This is a genomic window from Nitrosomonas oligotropha, assembly GCF_900106555.1.
In the GTDB taxonomy this organism is placed as follows: domain Bacteria; phylum Pseudomonadota; class Gammaproteobacteria; order Burkholderiales; family Nitrosomonadaceae; genus Nitrosomonas; species Nitrosomonas oligotropha_A.
Window position 1 is genome coordinate 208053 of record NZ_FNOE01000001.1, and the last position, 22886, is coordinate 230938.

A 22886-nucleotide genomic window follows, 5' to 3' on the forward strand; every position below is an offset into this window, starting at 1 on the left:
ATCAATTTAAAAAAGAATATCCACTCCTCCGGCAATATCGTAGAATTATGTTGCGGGTTAGAAATGTTAATTTTGATTCAGATCAATTAAAGCGTTGAAATGTAATTCCCTATTTGGAAAACACTTTGCTTAACGATACATCGCTTCATCATCTCGATATCTCGCACATTCGATCTAGCTGCGCTACTTGCAGTTTGCGCGAGCTTTGTTTGCCTGTCGGTCTTAATGATCAAGAAATTCAGGTTCTGGGTGATGTCGTCAGCCATAAACGGAAAATTCAGCGAGGCGGCTACCTGCATCGTACTGGTTCTAGCTTTCAATCCTTGTTTGCCATTCGCAGCGGATTTTTGAAGACCTGTGTGCTTGAGGAAGATGGACGTCAGCAAGTGACCGGTTTTCATATGACAGGAGAGTTGCTGGGTTTGGATGCCATCAGTACGGAAACTCATACGTGCGATGCGATAGCGCTTGAGGATAGCGAAGTGTGTGAAATTCCCTTCGCCAAGCTGGAAGAAATTAGCCGCACCATTCCCTCTCTCATGCGTCATTTTCATAAAATCATGAGCCGTGAAATTGTCCGAGACCATGGCGTAATGCTGCTACTTGGCAGTATGAAGGCCGAAGAACGTTTGGCGTCATTTCTGCTCAATTTGTCACGCCGCTTTTTAATGCGCGGTTACTCCGAGTCAGAATTCAATCTCCGCATGACGCGCGAGGAAATTGGAAGCTATCTTGGTCTTAAATTAGAGACTGTCAGCCGTGCGTTTTCAAAATTGCAAGACGAGAATATCATCACTGTGGATAATAAACGCATACAAATAAATGATATTGCCCGCTTAAGATTAAAAATGGGAAACTCGTCCTGTATCACTTGAAAGTTTTAATAGTTGCTAAAAAGCCTTAAATCTTCAACGATTATTATCATAGCGCCACGCTAGAAAAGCGCTTGTTGCACATCCGTATTAATTCCTGCGTTATTCTGTTCTTCTGTCAGCTTGAGTAAGCCAAGGAAAATGCTATATAATACGGCCATAATTTAACGGTCCATGCGGTAGCGCATGAAATACAAGTTGAATTAAATACACACATTCGCTCTTAATTTTGAATCATTAAAGCGAATGGAGGCTCAATCCTTAAGGAGAATTTATGTCAGTAACTATGCGTCAAATGCTGGAAGCAGGTGTTCATTTTGGTCATCAAACCCGCTTCTGGAATCCCAAAATGGCCCCCTATATCTTCGGCCATCGCAATAAAATTCACATCATCAATCTCGAAAAAACTTTGGTGATGTATGAAGAAGCCATGAAATATGTGCGTCAATTATCAGCAAACAAGGGTGTTGTTTTATTTGTCGGTACTAAACGTCAGGCGCGCGACATTGTGCGCGAGGAAGCCCAGCGTTGCGGATCACCTTACGTAGATCAACGCTGGTTAGGCGGAATGCTGACTAATTTCAAGACTATCAAGCAATCAATTAAGCGTTTACAAGAAATGGAAGTAATGACACAAGATGGAACGCTGGATAAGCTTGTGAAAAAAGAAGCGCTTGATCTTCAACGCGAATTGGATAAGCTCAATAGCAGCTTGGGCGGTATTAAGGATATGAAAGGATTGCCGGATGCGCTGTTTGTCATCGATGTAGGTTATCAAAAAGGCGCTATTACAGAAGCCAGAAAGCTTGGTATTCCAGTTATTGGTGTCGTTGATACTAATCATAACCCCGATAATTTACAGTACATTATTCCTGGAAATGACGATTCGAGCCGGGCGATACGCCTATATGCGCGCGGTGTAGCCGATGCTATTCTGGAAGGACGTAATCAATCTATTCAAGAAATCGTTCAAATGAGTGCAGAGGCTGAGCAAAGTTAAGAAATTTGCATTTACTTGATAGCTGCCGCAAGCGTGCTAGCTACATTGGGTATTAAATACCATTTGACTGTTTCAAGGTAAGGCTTATCAACCCGTGGCAGATTTGTGAAGATTGTTTAATTTGCCATTGAATGTTAAGTAAATTTTAATCTTATCTTGATTAAAATCTTATTCATTCATAAATTAATTTTGTAACTGGAGTAAATATGGCGGAAATTACCGCGAGCATGGTCAAAGAATTGCGTGAAATGACCGGTCTTGGCATGATGGAATGCAAAAAAGCGCTGGCAGAGACTGATGGTGATATGAAAGCGGCGGAAGATCTGTTAAGAATTAAAAGCGGTGCCAAAGCAAGTAAGGCAGCAGGGCGAATCGCTGCTGAAGGTGTCATTGGCGCGTATATTTCGACTGACAGCAAATGCGGTGCACTGGTTGAAGTTAACTGTGAAACGGATTTTGTGGCTAGAAATGAAGATATTATCAGTTTTGCCAAAAACTTGGCCGGGTTGATAGCCACAAAGAATATTACGGATGTTGCAGTATTAAGCGAAGCGGCGCTGCCGAGCGGTGAAACTGTTGAAACGGTTCGTAAAGCATTGATCATGAAGCTGGGTGAAAATATCAGCATCCGCCGCTGCGGACGTCATGAAACACAAGGCCAGCTGGCTTATTATCTTCATGGCACTAAAATTGGTGTAATGATCGATTATACCGGCGGTGATGAAGTGTTGGGCAAAGATCTGGCTATGCACATCGCTGCAAGTAAACCCATGTGCGTTTCCAAAGAGCAAGTATCTGCGGATGTTTTGGCGCATGAGCGGCAGATCTTCACGGCACAAGCAGCTGATAGCGGCAAACCGGCAAATATCATTGAAAAAATGGTCGATGGCCGTATTGCAAAGTATCTGGCTGAAATTACCTTATTAGGTCAGCCTTTTGTCAAGGATCCGGAACAAACCGTAGAAAAATTACTGGCTAAAAAATCCGCCAAAGTAAACGGATTTACGATGTTTGTGGTTGGAGAAGGGATAGAAAAGAAATCCGAGAATTTTGCGGAAGAAGTGAAAGCCCAGATGGAACAAGCAAAGTAGCACGAGTTATCATCATCTCCAATTAACGATCAATGACTGCTGTTGCCTATAAACGTATTTTACTGAAACTATCCGGCGAAGCCCTGATGGGTGAAGATAAGTATGGGATCAATCATGCAGTGATGGGCAGAATTGTTGCTGAGATTCAAGAGGTCAGTAAATTAGGTGTTGAAATTGCCATAGTGGTTGGCGGCGGAAACATTTTTCGTGGCATGAAGTCCGCTAATGACGGGCTTGAGCGCGTTACTGCGGATTATATGGGCATGTTAGCCACGGTGATGAATGCCCTGGCACTGCAAGACGCAATGAAGCTCGTCGGCTTGGTGCCGCGAATACAATCTGCTTTACGCATCGAACAAGTTGTGGAACCTTATATTCGCGGACGTGCCATTCGTTATCTGAAAGACGGCAGGGTGGTAATTTTTGCGGCAGGAACGGGCAATCCTTTTTTTACTACTGATACCGCAGCCGCTTTGCGGGGCATGGAAATGAATGCAGATATCATGCTTAAAGCGACCAAGGTGGATGGCATTTATACCAGTGATCCGAAAATTAATCCGGATGCGACGCGCTTTCACCAGTTATCTTTTGATGAAGCGATCACGAAGAATTTACAGGTAATGGATGCCACAGCACTGACGTTATGCCGGGATCAAAAATTACCGCTCAATGTATTCAGTATTTTCAAGACTGGCGCTCTTAAACGTATAATCACAGGAGAAGATGAAGGAACGTTGGTGACGGTCTGATGCTACGATAGTCGGGTCTTCTGAAATAGATTCAAGAGGGATAGGATATTATGATTGCCGATGTAAAAAAATCCGCTGAACAAAAAATGCAAAAAAGCCTGGAAGCATTGAAAGTGGATTTGAGTAAAGTTAGAAGCGGGCGAGCACACACTGGTTTACTGGACCATGTCACTGTTGATTATTATGGCACGCAAACGCCGATCAACCAAGTCGCCAATATCAACCTCATAGACGCGCGGACGATCGGAGTCATTCCTTGGGAAAAGAAAATGGCTAACGCCATCGAGAAAGCTATTCGCGAATCTGATCTGGGTTTAAATCCGATGCCGGTAGGTGAAACGGTTCGTGTGCCCATGCCGGCGCTTACTGAAGATCGTCGCCGTGACCTGATCAAAGTGGTTAAGCATGAAGCGGAAGCAGTTCGAGTGGCCATGCGTAATATCCGCCGGGATGCGAATGCACACTTGAAAGACTTATTAAAGTCTAAAGATATATCAGAAGACGAGGAACGCCGGGGGCAAGACGAAATTCAAAAGTTAACCGATCGTTATATCTTAGAAATTGATAAGGTTTTACAGGTTAAGGAAGCCGAACTGATGGCGGTTTGATATGCCTCAAGGCCCGAGTTCAACCCCAGAAATACCCGAAACAGGTTCAGTACCCAAACACATCGCTATTATTATGGATGGTAACGGCCGTTGGGCACAAAGCCGTTACATGCCTCGGATTGCAGGGCATAAGCAAGGTGTCGAAACAGTTCGCGGTGTTATTAAAGCCTGTATGGAACGCGGTGTTGCCTTCCTCACGCTATTTGCTTTCAGCAGCGAAAACTGGCGACGACCTACGGATGAAGTTACGTCTTTAATGCAACTGTTTCTTGGCGCATTGGAGCAAGAAATCGCCAAATTGCATGAAAATGGCATCCGTTTTAAAGTCATCGGCGACATATCAAAATTCGATCCTAAAATCGTAGAATTTATTCACCTTGGCGAGCAACTCACTGCCAATAATACACGTCTCACATTTACGATTGCGGCCAATTATGGCGGCCGTTGGGATATCATGCAGGCCATGCGCAAGATGATGGCACAATCAAAAGATCTGCCGCTTAACTTTGAAGAAGAAAGTTTGGCGCAATATCTATCCATGAGTTATGCGCCCGAGCCGGACTTGTTCATCCGCACCGGCGGCGAATATCGCGTCAGTAATTTTTTATTATGGCAACTGGCCTACACCGAATTATATTTCACCAATACCTTATGGCCGGATTTTGACGAGCATGAACTTGAATTGGCCATCCAGTCTTACCAGCAGCGTGAGCGTCGATTTGGCCGTACCAGCGAGCAACTGCAAATGTTACTTGTCCGCTGAAGGGTAAAAAGTAGCCTTTTTATGCTTAAAACCCGCATCCTGACTGCAATTATCATTCTTCCTTTGTTCTTGTCGGCATTGTTTTTCTTGCAAGATATCTTTTGGGCTATTGTGTTACTGTCACTGACAGTGATCGGGTCGCGCGAATGGAGCCGGTTAGCCGGATTTTCGGTAAGAAATACCATCATTTTTATGCTCCTGACTACATTCATTGGGGGAGAATTGTTGTTTCAGATGAGTGAATCGTTAAAAACCAACGTTTACTCTTCAGATTTGATCTGGGTTTATATTGTATCGGTCGCTTTTTGGATCATCAGTGTGCCACCCTATCTGAATCAGCTTTACACTATTAAAAATCCGCTACTCTTAATGTTGGCTGGCTGGATGCTTTTGTTACCCACATGTCTCGCGCTGTATCAATTGCGCGCTATCAGTCCGGCGCTTTTACTGGGCCTCATGGCTACTATCTGGATTTCCGATACTGCGGCGTATTTCACCGGAAGATCATTGGGTAAGCGAAAACTCGCCAGTCAGATCAGCCCAAATAAAACCTGGGAAGGTGTATTTGGCGCTCTTATTGCAGTATTCATTTATGGCCTGGCTTGGGATTTTTGGTTTATTGAAGAATCTTTGGCGGCTAAATTGATACCGTTACTGTTGCTGATGGCGATATTGGGTATCATCGGCGATTTATATGAATCGCTGATGAAACGTCAAGCTGGTGTTAAGGATAGTGGAAATATTCTGCCGGGTCATGGCGGTATTTTAGATCGAATCGACGCTTTGACCGCTTCGCTGCCATTTGCCATTTTAGCCTTACTCATTTTTTATTCCCCAGCACTATGAAAACTATCCGTCAAATCACTGTTCTTGGCTCTACCGGCAGCATCGGGGAGAGCACGCTGGATGTTATCGCACGGCATCCGGACCGTTTTCAGGCTTTTGCATTAACGGCCAATCACAGTGTCGAAAAAATGCTCGCGCAGTGCCAGCGCTTTCAGCCGCGATTTGCGGTCATGCTGGATACGGCCAGTGCCGGGCAACTGGCTGATGCAATTAAAGCAGCCGGGATCCGGACGGAAGTTCTGGCCGGTATCGAATCGCTGGAAAAGGTTGCCTCGCTTCCCGAAGTCGATGCCGTGATGGCTGCCATTGTGGGTGCAGCCGGCATCCGCCCAACGTTTGCGGCAGCACGAACCGGAAAACTGGTGCTGCTCGCCAATAAAGAAACGCTGGTCATGGCCGGGCGTATTTTTATGGATTTGGTCAAACAGCATAATGCCACATTATTACCGATCGACAGCGAGCATAACGCTATCTACCAGTCATTGCCGCATCATTTCAATGGCAATTTGGTGGCAGCAGGTATCAGCCGCATTCTACTGACTGCTTCGGGCGGGCCGTTCCGTCGCGCACCGTTGGAATCACTCGCGAGCGTGACGCCGGAGCAAGCCTGTGCGCATCCGAATTGGGACATGGGGCAAAAAATTTCGGTGGATTCCGCCACCATGATGAATAAAGGATTGGAAGTGATTGAGGCGCATTGGCTGTTTGAGGCGCCGCCGGAGAAAATCCAAGTGGTGATTCATCCGCAAAGTGTTATTCATTCCATGGTTGCTTATGTCGACGGCTCGGTCATTGCGCAATTGGGGAATCCGGATATGCGCACACCTATTGCCCATGCGATGGGTTTCCCCGAGCGGATAGAAAGCGGAGTATCCGCTTTGGATATGTTCAAGGTTGCCCACCTGGATTTTGAAGAGCCTGATTTTAAAAAATTCCCGTGTTTGAAATTAGCCTATCAAGCACTCGCCGCGGGCGGAAATATGCCCGCAGTGCTGAATGCTGCCAATGAGATCGCAGTGGAATCGTTTCTTAAAAGACATATGCCGTTTACCGCCATCCCGGTCATGATTGCGCATGCCATGGAAACAGTGCGGCAAGAAGAAATGGCGACATTGGATGACGTATTGAAAACAGACACACTGGCCCGTGATGTCGCGCGGAATTGGCTTGCAAACTTGCAATAATCCACGTAAGAAAATTGTTACAGTGACTAGATTCTATTTTCCTGAATTAATGATAGTATCGCGTATTATTCAATCAGCATCAGCAGTGAAATGATAAGTATCGTGCGATCACAACCCCCCATCTACCTGCATCCCTTACGTAATAATCCACTATGTCAATAACCTATACTATCATTTCATTCATACTGGCCCTGGGTATATTGATTACATTTCATGAGTTTGGCCATTATCTGGTGGCGCGCTGGAATGGTGTGAAAGTGCTGCGGTTTTGCATTGGATTCGGTCAACCCATTTTCAGTAAACGCTGGGGAAAAGACCAGACAGAATGGGTGATTGCCGCAATTCCACTGGGTGGCTATGTCAAGATGCTGGATGAAAATGAAGGCCACGTTGCAGCGGAGGATTTACCGCGCGCATTCAACCGTCAGCCGGTCGCCCGGCGTTTCGCTATCGTAGCTGCGGGACCTATAGCCAATTTTTTGTTAGCGATTGTTTTATATTGGCTGCTCTTCATTCTCGGTGTTAATGGTATGAAGCCCGTGGTGGGTCCGGTTGAGCCTGCTACGGCTGCCGCCCATGCGCAATTTGTAGAAGGTGAGACCATTGTCAGCATCGAAAACGAGCCGGTCGCCAGCTGGCAGGATGCGCGTTGGGCTTTATTACGATACGCAATTGATCAATCCGCGAACGTAACGATACAAACCGTTAATAAAAATGGTGAAATCAATTTGCGTAAACTGGATTTAAGCCGTGTCGATCCGGATAAGCTCAATGAAAATTTTCCAGGCATTATTGGACTCACCAGTTATCAACCCATCATCAAGCCAGTCATCGGACAGGTCATAGCCGATGGAGTTGGCAACAAAGCCGGGCTGCAAGCAGGCGATGAAATCATCGCTGTCTATGATACGGAAATCCATACTTGGATGGATTTTGTCAAAGAAATACGCTCGAGCGCCGGACGGACACTGGAGCTGGAAATTTTGCGCAGCGGCGAAATGATCGCGCTGACTGTTACGCCGGAAACAACGGTTGAAAATGGCAAGCAAGTCGGCAAAATCGGTGTGGCACCGGTTATCAACCAGGCTGAGTTTGACGAATTGCTCGTCACCGTCAGTTATTCTCCCGGCAAAGCATTCCAGAAAGCCATCGAGAAGACTTGGGAAACGACCATACTGACATTGCAAATGCTAACCAAAATGATCACGGGCGACGTTTCCCTGAAAAATGTCAGCGGACCGATTTCCATTGCCGATTACGCCGGCCAATCCGCGCAGATGGGGTTGGTATCGTATCTGGCGTTTCTGGCGTTGATCAGTGTCAGTATAGGCGTTCTAAACTTGTTGCCGATTCCGATTCTGGATGGCGGGCACCTCATGTATTATCTGATTGAAATCATCAGAGGCAATCCGCTTCCTGACAAAGCCATCATCATTGGGCAGAAGATTGGCATGGCCATGTTGTTTACCCTGATGACATTTGCCATCTATAACGATATTAACCGGCTTATTACTGGCTAGATAATGAAATTCCAGCATTTTGCCGTTGCACTTGTCAGCTTTTTTTATGCACTCTCCTGTTGGGCCAGCGATTCTTTCATTGTCAAAGATATCCGTGTTGAAGGCATACAACGTACCGAAGCCGGCACGGTATTCAGTTATCTGCCGATTAAAGTCGGCGATGCTATGAATGAAGACAAAGCCACCGAGGCGATCAAGGCGCTTTATGCAACCGGTTTTTTCAAAGATGTAAAATTAAAATCCGAAAACAACATCTTGATCGTGGAAGTTGTAGAGCGGCCGGCAATTGCGCAAATCAGTATCAATGGCGCGAAGGAATTCGAGAAAGACAAACTGCTCGAAGGATTAAAGCAAGCAGGCATATCAGAATCGCGGATTTTCAGCCGTTCGTTGCTGGAAAGAGCGGAGCTGGAATTGAAGCGTCAGTACATCAGCCGTGGCAAATATGCCGTCAAAATTACCACAACCACAACGCCTCTTGAACGTAACCGTGTGGCGATTAATTTTGACATCAAGGAAGGCCGCACAGCCAGAATTAAGAAAATAAGCTTTGTTGGTAATGAAAAATTTCCCGACAAAGAGTTGCGTGGCATACTGGTGCTCAGAAAACCTGATTTATTGAGCTGGTTCACCAAAAATGACCAATATTCAAAGCAGAAACTAGCCGCCGACCTGGAAACGCTGCGTTCTTATTATTTGGATCGCGGCTATCTTGAATTCAATATTGAATCAACGCAAGTATCGATTACGCCGGACTTACGCGACATCTATATCACCGTCAACGTCACCGAAGGCGCTCAATATACCGTCTCCGATATCAAAGTGGCTGGCGATACCATTGTGCCGGAAGAAGAATTGCGCAAACTGATTTTACTCAAAAGCGGCGCGGTATTCGCCCGGCAAAAGCTGACCGAGTCGATCAAATCCATGACCGATCGCCTGGGTGACGATGGATATGCCTTTGCCAATATCAATGCATCGCCGGAAATCGATCATGAAAAACGGCAAGCTGGATTTACATTCTTTGTTGATCCAGGCCGCCGGGTTTATATCCGGAAAATTAACATCACAGGTAACGACCGCACACGTGACGAAGTGATCCGGCGCGAGTTCCGGCAAATGGAAGGCGCTTGGTATTCCACGAAAAATATCAATCTCTCCAAAGTGCGTGTGGACCGCTTATTTTTCTTCAATAGCGTCAATGTCGAAACGCCTGCCGTACCCAATAAAACGGATCAGGTGGATATCAATGTCAAGGTGGAAGAAAGACCGACCGGGTCCATCATGTTCGGTGCCGGTTATTCGCAGCAACAAGGTATTATTCTGAATGGCTCGGTTTCGCAGAACAATATTTTTGGCACCGGTAATTTTTTCAGTCTGGATGTTAATACCGGCCTTATCAATAAAACCTATGCCGCTTCATTCACCAATCCCTATTTTACCGTGGACGGAGTCAGCCTCGGTTTCGATGTTTACAAGCGGGATTTGAATACCCGGCCTTTGACGCAGGTGGGCGCATTTAAAACGGAAACTGTCGGGGCTGGCGTACGGTTGGGTATACCGATTGCCGAAGGCGATATCGTTTCTTTCGGATTGGCTGCGGAAAATACGCATATCGGTACTTTTTCAGATAGCCCGAGGCGTTACCTGGAGTTTGTTGATAAATTCGGCGAATCCACTAATAATTTTCCATTTACCGTCAGCTGGGCTCGAGACCGCCGTGACAGCGCCATCTGGCCCACTTCCGGCACGACGCATCGATTGTTCGGTGAAGTCAGTGTGCCGGGCGGGGATTTGAATTACTACAAAGTCAGTTACAATCAAAAATGGTATTTTCCCATTACCGATTTCTTCACTTTGATGCTAAATGGCGAAGCCGGTTACGGTGACGGGTATACCGGAAATACATTGCCGTTCTTCAAAAACTTTTTTGCTGGCGGTAATAATTCCGTGCGGGGGTATAATTTGAACTCTTTGGGTCCTCGTGATCAGTTTACAAATACCTCAAACAGCAATTCAATCTTGTTCGCCGTTGGCGCCAGCAAGCGTGTTGTGGGTAATATCGAACTGATGTTCCCGGTACCCTTTATGAAAGACGATCGATCGTTGCGCTTGAGCACATTCCTGGATGGCGGTACCACATTCAATAAATTCGGCGACCTGAATAATTTTATGCGTTACTCGGCCGGATTGGCGCTTACCTGGGTCTCACCGATGGGGCCATTGAAAGTTAGTATTGCGCAACCCTTGAATGATCAGCCCGGCGATAATTTGCAAAGATTCCAGTTCATGTTCGGGCAACAATTCTGATTTAGTTGAGACTCCGGTAGTGTATATGTTGAAACAACAAATCAATCAACAGCGGCGCAATCTGGTTATGACGGTAACCGCTGCTATCATTGCCTGTGGATTCACGGTTGCCTTTGCTGGCGATATCAAAATCGGCGTAGTGAATACCGAAAAAATTCTACGCGAATCCGCGCCTGCGATCCAAGCGCAAAAAAAAATCGAGCAGGAATTCGTGCCGCGTGACGAAGATATCAAGAAAATGGCTTTGGAAGCCAAGAACCTGCAAGATAAGCTGGAAAAAAACAGCATAAAGATGGAAGAAACCGAACGGCGCAACCTGGAAAGAAACCTCGCCAATCTGAGCCGGGAATATCAACGCGCGCAGCGCCAAATGCGCGAAGATCTGAGCGTGCGTCAAAACGAAGAATACAGCGTCATCCTGGAGCGCACCAATCGTGCTATCAGCAAAATCGCTGAAGCGGAAAATTATGATCTGATATTGCAATTGCAAGACTCGGTGTATAGAAGTCAGCGTATCGATATCACGGATAAAGTGATTAAAACGCTCGACAAAGAATAACAAGTCACAATTCAATCAATGTTGATTGCGTCCCTAGGGCTAGAAAGGAAAATAAAATGAGCACTATGAATATTCACGAAATCTTAAAATACTTACCGCACCGCTACCCGATTTTACTGGTAGACCGGGTCATTTCATATGAAGCGGGTAAGGATATCGTCGCATTGAAAAATGTTTCCATTAATGAGCCGTTTTTTTCCGGACATTTTCCCCATCATCCCGTCATGCCGGGTGTTTTGATTGTCGAAGCATTAGCGCAAGCTGCCGCGATTCTGACGCTGAGAACCGAAGATACGGTTAACAAAGAAGACACGGTTTACTATTTTGTCGGTATCGACGGTGTCCGTTTCAAGAGACCGGTCATTGCCGGTGATCAGTTAATCCTCAAAGTCGCCATCGAACGGCAAATCAAAGGACTGTGGAAATATTCGGCGCGTGCGGAAGTCGATGGACAACTGGTGACTGAAGCTCAACTGATGTGTACCGCCAGAAGTGTCTAGGATCCAATCCTATCGATTAAAATAGTGACTGGCAACGGAGCTGAAGCTGCCGCCAATGAACTGATTTGCGGCGTCGATGAAGCTGGCCGGGGACCTCTTGCCGGACCCGTTTATGCAGCCTGTGTGATACTGAATGCCGATCACCCGATCACAGGATTGGCTGATTCTAAAAAGCTAAGTGAAAGCAAGCGCGATGCGCTTGCAATCATGATCAAACAACATGCTGCCGCATGGGCTGTGGCATCGGCTACAGTCGAAGAAATCGATCAGCTCAACATCCTGCAAGCAAGCTTATTGGCCATGCAACGTGCCGTGAGAAGCTTACCGTTTGTGCCTGATATCGCACTCGTCGATGGAAATCAAAGCCCGCGCTTGCCATGTCCGGTGCGCACCATCATCCGGGGTGACAGTCTGATACCCGCCATTTCAGCTGCTTCTATTTTAGCCAAAACTGCACGTGACGCAGAAATGAAGCGATTGCACCAGCTTTATCCATGTTATGGCTTTGATAAGCACAAAGGCTATGGAACCAAAGCGCATTTGGCCGCACTGCAAGAATATGGCGCTTGTAAAATACACCGGCAAAGTTTTGCACCGGTCAATGCCTTAAACCTGCGATGATCATTGAATCGCTACGATGGCTTTCATTCTGCATCATCTTTTAAAACCAAATGAGAGCCTTAGGATGTGCTGAGCGCAGTGAAGCGCATCATTCGCAATGGATGCCTCTCTCCGCGCCGTAAGTTAAATCACAATACCTTTGCGTAAGCATGGCGTTTTGCACGAAATTACCGGATAAACTCGTAACCATGTGTTCATTTTCGCCGGATATTGAGCTACTTTTAGCGATTGAGCTGATTAATGCCAGTGAATCGTTCCGATAGATGGGGTATCGCAAGTAGTGTTCGCTATACCCGAGATTCGCTCAGTTTGTCTTACAACAATGTTATGATTTGCTCCTGAATATGAACCCATCGCTGGAGAAATCATGCGTGACTCAGAACCTCAATTCGGTTTGAATTTTAATTTCATCGTGCCAATTGCCATGTTGGCTGTTTTATTGCTGGTGCCTTTTTCGATCAACGCGGTGTTGCATATGTTGTCGGCTAAAAGGCTACACAATCCGGTGATCATGAAATTGCCGCTGGATAGCACGGTGATTACGATTCCGTCGGAGGTGAAACAATATGAACCGTTTGAGGTGGCGGTCAATCTGGAAACAAAACATCTTGCCAAGTTTTTGAATGAGATTGTAGCGACGGCGTCCGAAGGAACTTCGATACAGGGAATTCGCGGTGTTGTGTCGCTCAATATGAAGGCTGAGATCGCTGGCGATGGTTTTGAAATTGACAGATTGGGCGCGCAGGATCCGGTTTCGGATTATGGCGGCAAAGCTAAGTGGCGTTGGCGCGTGACGCCGGAATCATCCGGGGAACAGGTTTTGAAGTTTCAGCTGCATATAGTGACGCAAGATAATGCGCAGGCAGACACTAAAGCGCTGGGTCTCGCCGAAGCGAATTTTTCCGTTCAGGCGAATCTGTCGGAGTGGATGAAACGGAATGGAGTCTGGGTTGCTTTGCTGCTAGCGGTACTTGCGACGGCCTTTTATGGCTTGCGGCGGCGTTACGTGCGATAGCTACATATCTGATTTGTATTGAGAATTGTAATAATCGTATTGAATGATTTTTCCAGGGTGCTTGAAAAAAAATAATTGATCCTTATATCAGGTTTGAAAGTGTATTTTTTGTAACTGTGAGAACGCTGCATTAAACCTAGAGCAATTTGAGATTGAATGAGGCGTTGATGTTGAACTTACACAATGTGCTTTTTTAATTGATAAGGAGAAATTGAGTATGGCTATTACACGTTATGAACCTTGGGGATTGTTGAGTCAACTGCAAAGAGAATTGGAACGCAGTGTCGCCGAAGGCTCTACCGCAACGGCCGAGTGGTCTCCCGCGGTGGATATTAGGGAAGAAGCGGATAAATTTGTTATTCATGCGGATATTCCGGGAGTAAAACCGGAAGAAATCGATATCAGCATGGAAGATGGCGTACTCACCATCAAAGGTGAGAAAAAATCGGAAAGTAAAACCGAAAAAGAAGGCTATAAACGCGTTGAGCGTACGTACGGCTCCTTCTACCGCCGCTTCAGTCTGCCGGATACCGCTAACGCTGAAGCGATTTCCGCATCGTCAAAACACGGCGTGCTGGAGGTGGTTATACCGAAGCGTGAAGCCGTGCAACCGAAGAAAATTAGCGTCACTGCGGCCGAGTAATGCAGTCTTTTTGACGCGCAACCATGCGAAATGGAGCCTTCGGGCTCCATTTTTATTACTCCTGTTTTTGCCAAGCGGGCCAAAGCATGACAAAATTGCCTCCTTTTGGTTTATTGGGAAATGAAAAATCAATAACTTGATTAATCCCGCAATCGATTTTATCCACATTAAACTTCACTGATGCCGCTCATTACACTGGAAAATGCCTGCCTGGCTTTTGGCCACCATGCTTTGCTTGATCATGCCAACTTGCAGCTCGACCCGGGCGAGCGTGTTGGTCTGATCGGCAGAAACGGCGGCGGTAAATCAAGCTTACTGCGATCATTGGCTGGCGAGATTAAACTCGATGACGGCCGGCTATGGCGTGCGCCCAATTTAAAGCTGGCGTATGTGCCGCAAGAGCCGCTTCTGAATCCCACTAACACGGTATATCAAGAAGTTTCCACGGGATTGGGCAATATCAGCCGGATATTGCTGGAGTATCACGCTATTTCGCATGAATTAGGCGAAACACCGGAAAATACCGAAGCGTTGCTGATCCGTCTGCAAGATTTGCAAGGCGCTTTGGAAGTCGACGGCGGATGGAACCTGCAAGCAAAAATAGAAACTGTGATCGATAAGCTGAATTTGCCTGCGGATACTCTGATTGATCATCTCTCCGGAGGGTTAAAAAAACGTGTGGCGCTGGCGCGTGCGCTGGTGATATCGCCGGATGTGCTGTTACTGGATGAGCCTACCAATCATTTGGATTTTTCTTCCATTGAATGGCTGGAAGGATTGCTGCGGGATTTTTCCGGTAGCGTTTTGTTTATCACGCATGACCGCCGTTTTCTCGATAATGTAGCGACCAGAATTATTGAGCTAGATCGCGGAAATTTGCAGACTTTCTCCGGCAATTTCTCCGATTACCAGCGCCAGAAAGCGGAAATGCTGGAAGTCGAAGCGATACATAACCGGAAATTCGATAAATTCCTGGCGCAGGAAGAAGTTTGGATACGCAAAGGAATCGAAGCGCGGCGCACACGTAACGAAGGCAGAGTGCGAAGGCTGGAATCATTGCGTTTGGAACGCGCGGCGCGCCGGGACAAGGTTGGAAAGGCCAATATCAGTGTCGACGCGGGTGAACGTTCGGGCAAGTTGGTTGCTGAACTGGCGCATGTTAGTAAAAGCTACGGTGACAAAGCGATTATCACGGATTTCTCCTGTCGCATTATGCGCGGTGACCGGGTGGGATTGCTGGGTCCGAATGGCGCTGGAAAATCGACGTTATTAAAATTGATTTTGGGCGAATTGCAACCGGATTCCGGCAACATTCAGCAAGGCACCAAAGTGTCGGTTGCTTATTTCGATCAGATGCGTGAGCAGCTCAATGAAGAAATGGTTCTGACGGATACCATCAGCCCCGGTTCGGATTTTGTTGAGATTAACGGTAAGCGTAAGCATGTTATCAGTTATCTGGAGGATTTCTTGTTTCCCCCGGAACGCGCTCGATCGCCCGTCAAATCACTTTCAGGCGGCGAACGCAATCGTTTGTTGCTGGCGCGATTATTTACCCGCCCTGCCAACGTGCTGGTACTGGACGAGCCCACCAACGATCTGGATATCGAAACGCTGGAATTGCTGGAAGCCTTGTTGCAAGATTATTCCGGTACGTTGTTTTTGGTCAGTCATGACCGGGAATTTCTGGATAATGTCGTTACACAAGTAATTGCATTTGAAGGAAATGGAAAATTATGTGAATATATTGGCGGTTATGAAGATTGGATACGTGCAAAACAGTTTGAAGATAATAGCAATCAGCAAAAAATATTATCAAAGCAGCCGGAAACCTCACCAAACAGTGGTTCTACAGCGCCAAAACTTGCTCGGACTAAAAAACTGAGTTATCAGGAAACACGTGAACTTGAAGCATTACCTGGTAAAATTGATATGTTGGAACGGGAGCAGGCCAATATTACTTTACGCCTGAACGAACCAGCAATTTATCGTGATTACCCAGACGAAGTAAAAGCATTACAAACACGCTTAGCGGCGATTGAAAAAGAATTGACAGACTGCCTTGCAAAATGGGAAGAATTGGAGTCGAAATCTATTGCAAAAACGTAGCTCCGGTAACAAATTTCCCCATAAACAACATGGACATGCTTACACTTATTCATTGACCAAATCGGGCGCATCGTTTAAAGTTCAACTTTTGAGAGAAGGAGGCTTACATGAAACAAAAATCGATTATGAATTTACTACTTGCCTTGGGCATGTTCTTGGCATTTTCGGGAGCAACTCAAGCAGCTGGAGACGCAGCGGCAGCAAAAGACAAGTTATCAATGTGTGCAGGTTGTCACGGGATTCAAGGTTATAAAACCGCTTTTCCTAGCGCTTATCATGTTCCAAAGCTGGGCGGACAACATGCAGAATATATCATTAAAGCGTTGGAAGGTTACAAAAATGGCTCACGTAGCCATCCTACCATGACAGCCTTGGCTAAGACATTGTCTCAACAAGATATAGAAGATCTTGCTGCATACTATTCTAAAAATTAACTGAGTCATTCACGCAAGGAACGAATTATGAAGAATTATTTAATTGCCGCAGTGAGCGGAGCAGCGTTGATATTATCAAGTCAAGTAATGGCTGCTGATATTGAAGCAGGTAAAAGTAAAGCAGCTGAAGTTTGTGCTTCCTGTCATGGTGTTGACGGTAATAGCCCGGCACCAAATTTCCCCAAAATTGGCGGACAATACAGAACTTACATAGCAAAAGCATTGAAAGATTACAAATCCGGCACCCGGAATGACCCGATTATGGCGGGAATGACTGCCAATTTGACCCCGGCCGATATTGAAAACCTGGCTTTCTATTATTCCAGTCAGGCAGGTGGTCTGAATTCAAACAAATAATATTTATTTGAGCTGACAACGCGAATTCAAAAGCGGGATAAATACCAGTTGATGGTTTTATCCCGCTTTCATTTTAATTGACCGAACCTAGCTGTTTATCCAAACAATCGAAGTAGATGCTGGCATCCGGCGCGGACTGCGCGCGCTGCGCTTGCCATATCATTTCTGCCAGACATTCCATCGTCTGATGTGCGGCAATGTGTTCACTTCCGCAATTCTTCTGTAAACGAGCAAATCGCTCGCAAATTCCAACCGGTTGATTAATGGATAGCTGTTCTTTGATCGCTACGTGCATGCTCATGTGCAGAAATGGATTAGTGTCACCCATTTCCGGTAAGTAATCCTTATCCAAATAGCGCTCGGGGTCGCCAAGAATGTCATGGTATTCCGGGTGCAACAGAATGACCTCAAGTGCGATCGTTTCGATACCGGATAATATTTCCCGCTGGCGGTACTTACGCCACGTGTCGAAAAATAATTGCCGCGCTTGTTCTCTCGATGGTTTAAACATAGCTAGTGTGATTAGAGTGCAAAATTTTTGTCTTTGAATTCACATAAATGATTGATCGTGCAAATTGCACAGGCCGGTTTTCTGGCTTTGCAAACATACCGGCCATGTAGGATTAGCCAATGGTGTGCATCATGACGAAATTCCTTCGGTACTGCCTTGAGCAGCTTTAATTCGACTTCCAGCACATTTTTGCCGGGTGCTAATCCGGTGCGATTGGCAACCCGGAAAATATGTGTATCCACTGCAATCGTAGGTTCGCCGAACGCGGTATTCAGAATGACATTGGCAGTTTTACGTCCGACCCCGGGCAATGCTTCCAGTTGTTCGCGCGTACGTGGTACTTCGCTATGATGATGCTGTATTAGCAATTGGCAGGTTGCCAGAATATTTTTCGCCTTGGTTTTATATAATCCGATGCTTTTGATACATTCAAGCAAACCCGCCTCACCCAGAGCAAGAATTTTCTCCGGTGTATTGGCTTGAGGAAATAATTTTCGTGTTGCCAGATTCACGCTCTTGTCAGTAGCTTGCGCCGATAAAATAACCGCGATCAGCAGTTCAAAAGGAGAACGATATTCTAGCTCGGTGGTTGGATGCGGATTGGTTGATTGCAAGCAAGTAAAGATTTCGTGCCGCTTGGCTGAATTCATGTCATTTCACCGGCGGGCGGTTGTTATCAGCTTGGGCACGGATGGCCATGGCACGTTTTAAGGCTGCTTGCACGATGGCGTGCTTACGTTCTTCCGCTGCAGCAGGGGTTATTTTCGGTTGTGCAATGGCTTTGGATCTGAGCGCTTTGGGACTGGTCTGTTTTTCTCTTGCTAAACGCTGTAATCTGAAGTGATACCGTGAGCGCGCGCTATCGGCGGCTTGCTTCCGCCATATATCGTCAGTTTTCTCAGCGACGGACACAAGGCTAATACAATCCATAGGACAAGGCGCGATGCATAACTCACAGCCGGTGCATTCTGCGGCGATGACCGTGTGCATTTGTTTGCCAGCTCCAACAATGGCATCAACAGGACAAACCCGGGTACAGAACGTGCAGCCGATGCACAACTGCTCGTCAATTCTGGCAATAACTTTACCGGGCCGGGGAAGGCCATGTGACGTGTTCAAAGGTTTGGGCGGCACGCCCAATAATTGTGCCAATTTCCCGATACCTTCCTGATCGCCGGGAGGGCATTGATTAATATCCGCGCGACCTTCGGCTATCGCTTCCGCGTAAGGCCTGCAGCCGGGAAAGCCGCATTTTCCGCATTGCGTTTGCGGCAATAGCGCGTCGATTGCTTCTATCAACAATGGATTCATGTTAATTCGATTTTTTTGCGTGATCAGTACAGACAGCCCGCGCAATTTCCTTAACCAAATCCGGGCCGCGATAAATCAGACCGGTATAGAGCTGTACCAGGCTTGCGCCTGCCGCCAGCTTGTCTTGCGCGTCATGTGCCGACAAGATGCCGCCGACGCCGATAACCGGCATGGCACCCTGCAGCATGCTATGTAATTGCCGGATAACCGCAGTGGCGCGTTGCGTCAACGGGGCGCCGCTTAATCCGCCGCTTTCCTGTGCGGCCGGTAAGTCCTCGATGCCTGTCCGTGCAATCGTAGTATTGGTGGCAATTACACCGTCGATGCGATGTTTTATCAGCAGTGCGGCAATCGATTGGATCTGAGTTTCGCTCAGATCAGGGGCGATTTTGACTGCCATCGGGACATATTTTGCATGTACTTGTGCCAGCTTGGCTTGTTCTAACTTTAGTTGATCGAGTAACTGATCAAGTGCATCGGCGTTTTGCAGCTGCCGCAAATTCTGTGTGTTTGGTGACGAGATATTGACCGTCACGTAACTGGCATATGGGTAAACCTTCTGTAAACCTATTCGATAATCGTCAACGGCTTTTTCCAGCGGGGTATCGAAATTCTTACCGATATTGATACCGAGTATGCCTCGATAAGCTGAATGCCTGACGTTTTCAACCAATTGATCCACGCCTAGATTATTGAAACCCAGCCGGTTAATGATTGCACTGGCTTCGGGAATACGAAATATCCGTGGCGCCGGATTTCCCGGTTGCGGCCGTGGCGTGACAGTGCCAATTTCGATAAAACCGAACCCCAGCATGGCTAGCGCATCCAGGTATTCGCCATTTTTGTCCAGCCCGGCGGCAAGCCCGACCGGATTGGGAAAACTTAATCCCATGACAGTGCGGGACGGACAAGCGATGACAGTAGGCGTTAATAAACCCAACTTTCTGGCCAGCTCAATGCCATTGAACGTGACGTGATGTGCAGATTCGGGATCAAGCTTAAAAAGGAGCGGGCGAAGAAGTGTGTAGAACATGCTGATTTTATTTTGAAGAGTTGCGGATTTGAATCGATTTTACGAAAAAATGCTACTGTCTAGCAAAACCCACTGATTGTTAATTAAGATTTCAAGCGGTTGAAAATTGGCTTTATAACGCATTTTCCGGTTTTCTTTGATCCAATAACCCAGGTAAAGGTACTCCAGATGGTGTTCCCGGCACTGTTCAATCTGCCATAGGATGTTGTAAGTCCCAAAACTCGCCTGAGCGACCTCGGCATCGTAGAAAGTATAGACCGACGACAGACCGTCTGGCAGCACATCGATAATACTGACCATGCGCAATTGCTCTTTGTCATGGAATTCAACCAATCTGGAATTCACATGACTCTGCAATAGAAAATTGTGATACTGCTCGCGGCAATCATTATCCATGCCGCCGCCAAAATGGCGATTGGTCTGATAACGTTGATAAAGCGCGTAATGCGCTGGTTTGTAATGCAGCGGATGCACGGTGGCGGATAAATGCTGATGTTGTTTCCAGGCACGGCGCTGCGCGCGCTTAGGCACAAAGGCGGCGACCTTTACCCTTACGGAAAGACAAGCATGACAGTGCTCGCAGCATGGTCGGTAGGTATAATGGCCGCTGCGGCGGAAACCGGCTTGCACTAATTTTCCATAAGCTTGCGCATCGATATGATGTTCCGGCGTGACGACCTCGGAGCAAGCGAGCTTGCCGGGCAAGTAACTGCATGAATAAGGATTGGTGGTGTGAAATTTAAGCACGGGTATCTGTCATTATTCGATTGGAATGCGATCAAAATTCCATGTGTTGCCGGGTTCGATTCCGGTTATTAAGTCATCCAGCGTTTGACTGAATTCCGTTCGTGAAATTTCCCGTGCACCCAAAGATGCCAGGTGACTGGTTCTGACCTGGCAATCAATCAAGCCAAATTCCCAATATTGTAGCTGCTTTACCAGGTGCACGAAGGCGATTTTTGATGCATCCGGCTGGCGTGAGAACATCGATTCACCAAAAAATACTTTTCCTAGCGCAACACCATAAAGCCCGCCAGCAAGTTCACCATCAATCCAGGTTTCGACCGAGTGCGCCAATCCCATTTCGTGCAGAGTGCTATAAGCCGCAATCATTTGCGGATGTATCCATGTGCCTGCCTGATCTTTGCGCGGCGCGGCACAGGCTTGCATGACCTGGGTAAAACTGCGGTCCGTGCATATGTGGTAGTGGTCTTTTTTTAGCGTCTTGCGTAATGACCGGGAAATTTTTAATTCGGCAGGAAACAGCACCATTCGTGGATCCGGACTCCACCAAAGGATGGGATCGTCTTCATTGAACCAAGGAAAAATGCCCTTGTAATAAGCCGCAAGCAAGCGTTGCGGTGATAAATCCCCTCCCACAGCCAATAACCCGTTGGGCTCGGTAAGCGCATTTTCCACGGGTGGAAACGGTGTAAAAGAGTTCATTTTGGGAATAATTTCTCTATCTATTTAATTCATCAGTGATTTTATCAAATCGTTGCTTGGGAAAATATGTGACATATATCCCGAAGCAACACGCTGCGCACCCTGTTAGTCAAATATCCTGATAAATAGAGGTAAATGTCCCAATTTTTAGGTTGTTTTAAATCAAGTACTTCTGCTGCAAGCAGCAAAGTATTAATGGTGTTCTTCGTTCAAGTTGATGCAGATCAATGTAGCTATAAATCTTTTTTTTTATGCTGTCGCGGTTGAAGTCAGTTGCTAATAAAAAAACCAACCCTCTAAAGGAGAATGTTATGAAGTATTTATCACCCAATAAAAAATTAACCGGCAATTTTCTTGCTGGTTCGCTTTTAGCGGCTGTTGCAATGGCTGCACCTCAAGCCGTGGCAGGTGATGCAGCTGCTGAGCGTATTAAGCAATTAGAACAAAGCTTGCAAGCTATTCAAGTTGAATTACAAAGAATAAAATCTGAATCCGCTCAGGCTGCACAAAAGGTTAAAAGTATAGAACAAACCGCTACTCAGACAGAACAGAAAATAAATAGTCTTGAAGAGAGGAAAGCAGCGCTCCTAGATAGGGTAGATCCTCTAACACAACGGATTGGTTCGGATATCACAGAAAAAACTCGTATGCTGCATTTCCGTGGTGGTTTTACACATCAAATGAATCAGCGTAACGGCTCAAGCATACAAAGTATTGTCGCGCCGGTTGGAGCTCAAGATCAGGCTGGTAAAGATGGATGGTACGTGGGTGCAGGTATTGATTGGGGATTGACCAGAGATATGTGGGGGTTTATGCCAAAAACGACTGTCTTTGCAGAATTGATGTTTGAATATAAACAATTTGGCAACCATGTTCAGGGCAACGCGCTTGCTAATGCGCCTACTATGTTAGTGGGCGCTCCGCAGAATCCGATTAATGTAACAGTCAGTCAGTTTACTTTAACAGCATCCCCTAAAATCAAATTTTTTGAAGGCTCCAAAATTAGACCTTGGATTATTCCTGCAGGTTTAGCAATTCACGTTATGAGTCCAACTTCTGAAGCCATTACGTATTTAGCACCAGGTATTCAGTTTGGCGCAGGTGTTGACTACAATATCTGGAAAGATTTCTTTATTGGTATCGATGGCCGCTATCAATTGGTGAATAAGACGGATGGTGTTAATTTGAGCGGCATGACCGCAGGTGGTTATGTTGGAATCGGGTTCTAACGATTTTAAAAAGGTATATACAGGAAAAGGACGAATTCACAACATGGTTAATATTTCTTCCTAGACCTTTCATTTTTCTTTGCTCGTTCGCAACCAGAAGAGTATCAGCGCATAACGAAGCCTTGGCACCTCACTATTCATTTAGCGGGGTGTTTTTTTATACACATCTCCAGAGCGC

At 46.4% G+C, this 22886-nt stretch carries 25 protein-coding genes; 19 read left to right on the forward strand and 6 right to left on the reverse strand.

What is annotated here, in order from left to right; translation table 11 throughout:
- Nucleotides 1–125: 125 nt before the first annotated feature.
- From fnr to BLU57_RS01085, 18 genes are all read left to right on the forward strand, one after another.
- Nucleotides 126–875 (forward strand): fumarate/nitrate reduction transcriptional regulator Fnr, encoded by a 750-nt coding sequence (fnr, locus tag BLU57_RS01000; RefSeq protein ID WP_090315093.1) that lies wholly within the window; start codon nt 126–128, stop codon nt 873–875.
- Nucleotides 876–1146: 271 nt separating this feature from the next.
- Nucleotides 1147–1872 carry a 30S ribosomal protein S2 gene (rpsB, locus tag BLU57_RS01005; protein WP_090315095.1) on the forward strand — a complete coding sequence of 242 codons (726 nt, stop codon included), beginning with the start codon at nt 1147–1149 and terminating at the stop codon, nt 1870–1872.
- A gap of 206 nt (nt 1873–2078) precedes the next feature.
- Nucleotides 2079–2963 (forward strand): translation elongation factor Ts, encoded by an 885-nt coding sequence (tsf, locus tag BLU57_RS01010; RefSeq protein ID WP_090315096.1) that lies wholly within the window; start codon nt 2079–2081, stop codon nt 2961–2963.
- A 32-nt stretch (nt 2964–2995) separates the two neighbouring features.
- Entirely contained in the window at nt 2996–3712 is a 717-nt protein-coding gene (pyrH, locus tag BLU57_RS01015) for a UMP kinase (protein WP_090315098.1), read from the forward strand.
- Between the two features lie 50 nt (nt 3713–3762).
- Nucleotides 3763–4320: a ribosome recycling factor gene (frr, locus tag BLU57_RS01020; protein ID WP_090315099.1), complete on the forward strand. Its 558-nt coding sequence runs from the start codon at nt 3763–3765 to the stop codon at nt 4318–4320.
- 1 nt (nt 4321) lies between these two features.
- Entirely contained in the window at nt 4322–5083 is a 762-nt protein-coding gene (gene uppS / locus BLU57_RS01025; RefSeq protein ID WP_090315104.1) for a polyprenyl diphosphate synthase, read from the forward strand.
- Nucleotides 5084–5104: 21 nt separating this feature from the next.
- Complete coding sequence (locus BLU57_RS01030; RefSeq protein WP_090315106.1) at nt 5105–5929, forward strand: phosphatidate cytidylyltransferase; 825 nt, start codon at nt 5105–5107, stop codon at nt 5927–5929.
- Nucleotides 5926–7113 carry a 1-deoxy-D-xylulose-5-phosphate reductoisomerase gene (ispC, locus tag BLU57_RS01035; protein ID WP_090315108.1) on the forward strand — a complete coding sequence of 396 codons (1188 nt, stop codon included), beginning with the start codon at nt 5926–5928 and terminating at the stop codon, nt 7111–7113. The genes BLU57_RS01030 and ispC overlap by 4 nt, the downstream gene beginning before the upstream one ends.
- Nucleotides 7114–7265: 152 nt before the next feature.
- Nucleotides 7266–8633 carry an RIP metalloprotease RseP gene (rseP, locus tag BLU57_RS01040; protein ID WP_090315110.1) on the forward strand — a complete coding sequence of 456 codons (1368 nt, stop codon included), beginning with the start codon at nt 7266–7268 and terminating at the stop codon, nt 8631–8633.
- Nucleotides 8634–8636: 3 nt separating this feature from the next.
- A complete protein-coding gene (gene bamA / locus BLU57_RS01045) occupies nt 8637–10943 on the forward strand; it encodes an outer membrane protein assembly factor BamA (protein WP_090315111.1) in 2307 nt (768 codons plus the stop codon).
- Nucleotides 10944–11010: 67 nt separating this feature from the next.
- On the forward strand, nt 11011–11502 hold the full coding sequence (locus BLU57_RS01050) for an OmpH/Skp family outer membrane protein (RefSeq protein ID WP_090315287.1): 492 nt from the start codon (nt 11011–11013) through the stop codon (nt 11500–11502).
- Nucleotides 11503–11558: 56 nt separating this feature from the next.
- Nucleotides 11559–12002 (forward strand): 3-hydroxyacyl-ACP dehydratase FabZ, encoded by a 444-nt coding sequence (fabZ, locus tag BLU57_RS01055; RefSeq protein ID WP_090315112.1) that lies wholly within the window; start codon nt 11559–11561, stop codon nt 12000–12002.
- A gap of 24 nt (nt 12003–12026) precedes the next feature.
- Nucleotides 12027–12623, forward strand: a complete 597-nt coding sequence (rnhB, locus tag BLU57_RS01060; protein ID WP_256206033.1) for a ribonuclease HII — start codon at nt 12027–12029, stop codon at nt 12621–12623.
- 367 nt (nt 12624–12990) lie between these two features.
- Nucleotides 12991–13638, forward strand: a complete 648-nt coding sequence (locus BLU57_RS01065) for a hypothetical protein (protein WP_090315114.1) — start codon at nt 12991–12993, stop codon at nt 13636–13638.
- 217 nt (nt 13639–13855) lie between these two features.
- Nucleotides 13856–14281: an Hsp20/alpha crystallin family protein gene (locus BLU57_RS01070; protein ID WP_090315116.1), complete on the forward strand. Its 426-nt coding sequence runs from the start codon at nt 13856–13858 to the stop codon at nt 14279–14281.
- Between the two features lie 180 nt (nt 14282–14461).
- Complete coding sequence (locus tag BLU57_RS01075) at nt 14462–16387, forward strand: ATP-binding cassette domain-containing protein (RefSeq protein ID WP_090315118.1); 1926 nt, start codon at nt 14462–14464, stop codon at nt 16385–16387.
- A 107-nt stretch (nt 16388–16494) separates the two neighbouring features.
- Nucleotides 16495–16821 (forward strand): c-type cytochrome, encoded by a 327-nt coding sequence (locus BLU57_RS01080; protein WP_090315120.1) that lies wholly within the window; start codon nt 16495–16497, stop codon nt 16819–16821.
- A 27-nt stretch (nt 16822–16848) separates the two neighbouring features.
- On the forward strand, nt 16849–17178 hold the full coding sequence (locus BLU57_RS01085; protein WP_090315123.1) for a c-type cytochrome: 330 nt from the start codon (nt 16849–16851) through the stop codon (nt 17176–17178).
- Between the two features lie 73 nt (nt 17179–17251).
- Here BLU57_RS01085 and BLU57_RS01090 read toward each other — a convergent pair whose 3' ends face one another.
- From BLU57_RS01090 to aat, 6 genes are read right to left on the reverse strand one after another with little or no spacing between them, the layout of a single operon-like run.
- Nucleotides 17252–17689 carry a DUF1841 family protein gene (locus tag BLU57_RS01090; protein ID WP_090315126.1) on the reverse strand — a complete coding sequence of 146 codons (438 nt, stop codon included), beginning with the start codon at nt 17687–17689 and terminating at the stop codon, nt 17252–17254.
- Between the two features lie 11 nt (nt 17690–17700).
- Nucleotides 17701–18339, reverse strand: a complete 639-nt coding sequence (gene nth / locus BLU57_RS01095) for an endonuclease III (RefSeq protein ID WP_090315128.1) — start codon at nt 18337–18339, stop codon at nt 17701–17703.
- A 1-nt stretch (nt 18340) separates the two neighbouring features.
- Nucleotides 18341–19000, reverse strand: coding sequence for an electron transport complex subunit RsxB (rsxB, locus tag BLU57_RS01100; protein WP_090315129.1), 660 nt, complete (start codon nt 18998–19000; stop codon nt 18341–18343).
- Nucleotide 19001: 1 nt separating this feature from the next.
- The gene (locus BLU57_RS01105; RefSeq protein WP_090315133.1) at nt 19002–20033 is read right to left on the reverse strand and encodes a quinone-dependent dihydroorotate dehydrogenase; all 1032 of its coding nucleotides are present in this window, start codon (nt 20031–20033) and stop codon (nt 19002–19004) included.
- Nucleotides 20034–20072: 39 nt separating this feature from the next.
- A complete protein-coding gene (locus BLU57_RS01110) occupies nt 20073–20780 on the reverse strand; it encodes an arginyltransferase (RefSeq protein WP_090315136.1) in 708 nt (235 codons plus the stop codon).
- Nucleotides 20781–20792: 12 nt separating this feature from the next.
- Nucleotides 20793–21491, reverse strand: coding sequence for a leucyl/phenylalanyl-tRNA--protein transferase (gene aat, locus BLU57_RS01115; RefSeq protein ID WP_090315138.1), 699 nt, complete (start codon nt 21489–21491; stop codon nt 20793–20795).
- A 299-nt stretch (nt 21492–21790) separates the two neighbouring features.
- Here aat and BLU57_RS01120 point away from each other — a divergent pair, with 299 nt between their 5' ends.
- Complete coding sequence (locus tag BLU57_RS01120; RefSeq protein WP_090315290.1) at nt 21791–22708, forward strand: hypothetical protein; 918 nt, start codon at nt 21791–21793, stop codon at nt 22706–22708.
- The last annotated feature ends 178 nt before the right edge of the window (nt 22709–22886 follow it).

Bases quoted from the DNA above. Each gene is read 5' to 3' on its own strand.
- uppS (WP_090315104.1), top strand. From the start codon at position 4,322: ATGCCTCAAGGCCCGAGTTCAACCCCAGAAATACCCGAAACAGGTTCA.
- BLU57_RS01120 (WP_090315290.1), top strand. From the start codon at position 21,791: ATGAAGTATTTATCACCCAATAAAAAATTAACCGGCAATTTTCTTGCT.
- rseP (WP_090315110.1), top strand. From the start codon at position 7,266: ATGTCAATAACCTATACTATCATTTCATTCATACTGGCCCTGGGTATA.
- bamA (WP_090315111.1), top strand. From the start codon at position 8,637: ATGAAATTCCAGCATTTTGCCGTTGCACTTGTCAGCTTTTTTTATGCA.
- pyrH (WP_090315098.1), top strand. From the start codon at position 2,996: ATGACTGCTGTTGCCTATAAACGTATTTTACTGAAACTATCCGGCGAA.
- BLU57_RS01030 (WP_090315106.1), top strand. From the start codon at position 5,105: ATGCTTAAAACCCGCATCCTGACTGCAATTATCATTCTTCCTTTGTTC.
- rpsB (WP_090315095.1), top strand. From the start codon at position 1,147: ATGTCAGTAACTATGCGTCAAATGCTGGAAGCAGGTGTTCATTTTGGT.
- rsxB (WP_090315129.1), bottom strand. From the start codon at position 19,000: ATGAATCCATTGTTGATAGAAGCAATCGACGCGCTATTGCCGCAAACG.
- fabZ (WP_090315112.1), top strand. From the start codon at position 11,559: ATGAGCACTATGAATATTCACGAAATCTTAAAATACTTACCGCACCGC.
- BLU57_RS01075 (WP_090315118.1), top strand. From the start codon at position 14,462: ATGCCGCTCATTACACTGGAAAATGCCTGCCTGGCTTTTGGCCACCAT.
- BLU57_RS01050 (WP_090315287.1), top strand. From the start codon at position 11,011: ATGACGGTAACCGCTGCTATCATTGCCTGTGGATTCACGGTTGCCTTT.
- frr (WP_090315099.1), top strand. From the start codon at position 3,763: ATGATTGCCGATGTAAAAAAATCCGCTGAACAAAAAATGCAAAAAAGC.
- BLU57_RS01105 (WP_090315133.1), bottom strand. From the start codon at position 20,033: ATGTTCTACACACTTCTTCGCCCGCTCCTTTTTAAGCTTGATCCCGAA.
- BLU57_RS01085 (WP_090315123.1), top strand. From the start codon at position 16,849: ATGAAGAATTATTTAATTGCCGCAGTGAGCGGAGCAGCGTTGATATTA.
- nth (WP_090315128.1), bottom strand. From the start codon at position 18,339: ATGAATTCAGCCAAGCGGCACGAAATCTTTACTTGCTTGCAATCAACC.
- tsf (WP_090315096.1), top strand. From the start codon at position 2,079: ATGGCGGAAATTACCGCGAGCATGGTCAAAGAATTGCGTGAAATGACC.
- BLU57_RS01090 (WP_090315126.1), bottom strand. From the start codon at position 17,689: ATGTTTAAACCATCGAGAGAACAAGCGCGGCAATTATTTTTCGACACG.
- ispC (WP_090315108.1), top strand. From the start codon at position 5,926: ATGAAAACTATCCGTCAAATCACTGTTCTTGGCTCTACCGGCAGCATC.
- BLU57_RS01065 (WP_090315114.1), top strand. From the start codon at position 12,991: ATGCGTGACTCAGAACCTCAATTCGGTTTGAATTTTAATTTCATCGTG.
- BLU57_RS01080 (WP_090315120.1), top strand. From the start codon at position 16,495: ATGAAACAAAAATCGATTATGAATTTACTACTTGCCTTGGGCATGTTC.
- BLU57_RS01070 (WP_090315116.1), top strand. From the start codon at position 13,856: ATGGCTATTACACGTTATGAACCTTGGGGATTGTTGAGTCAACTGCAA.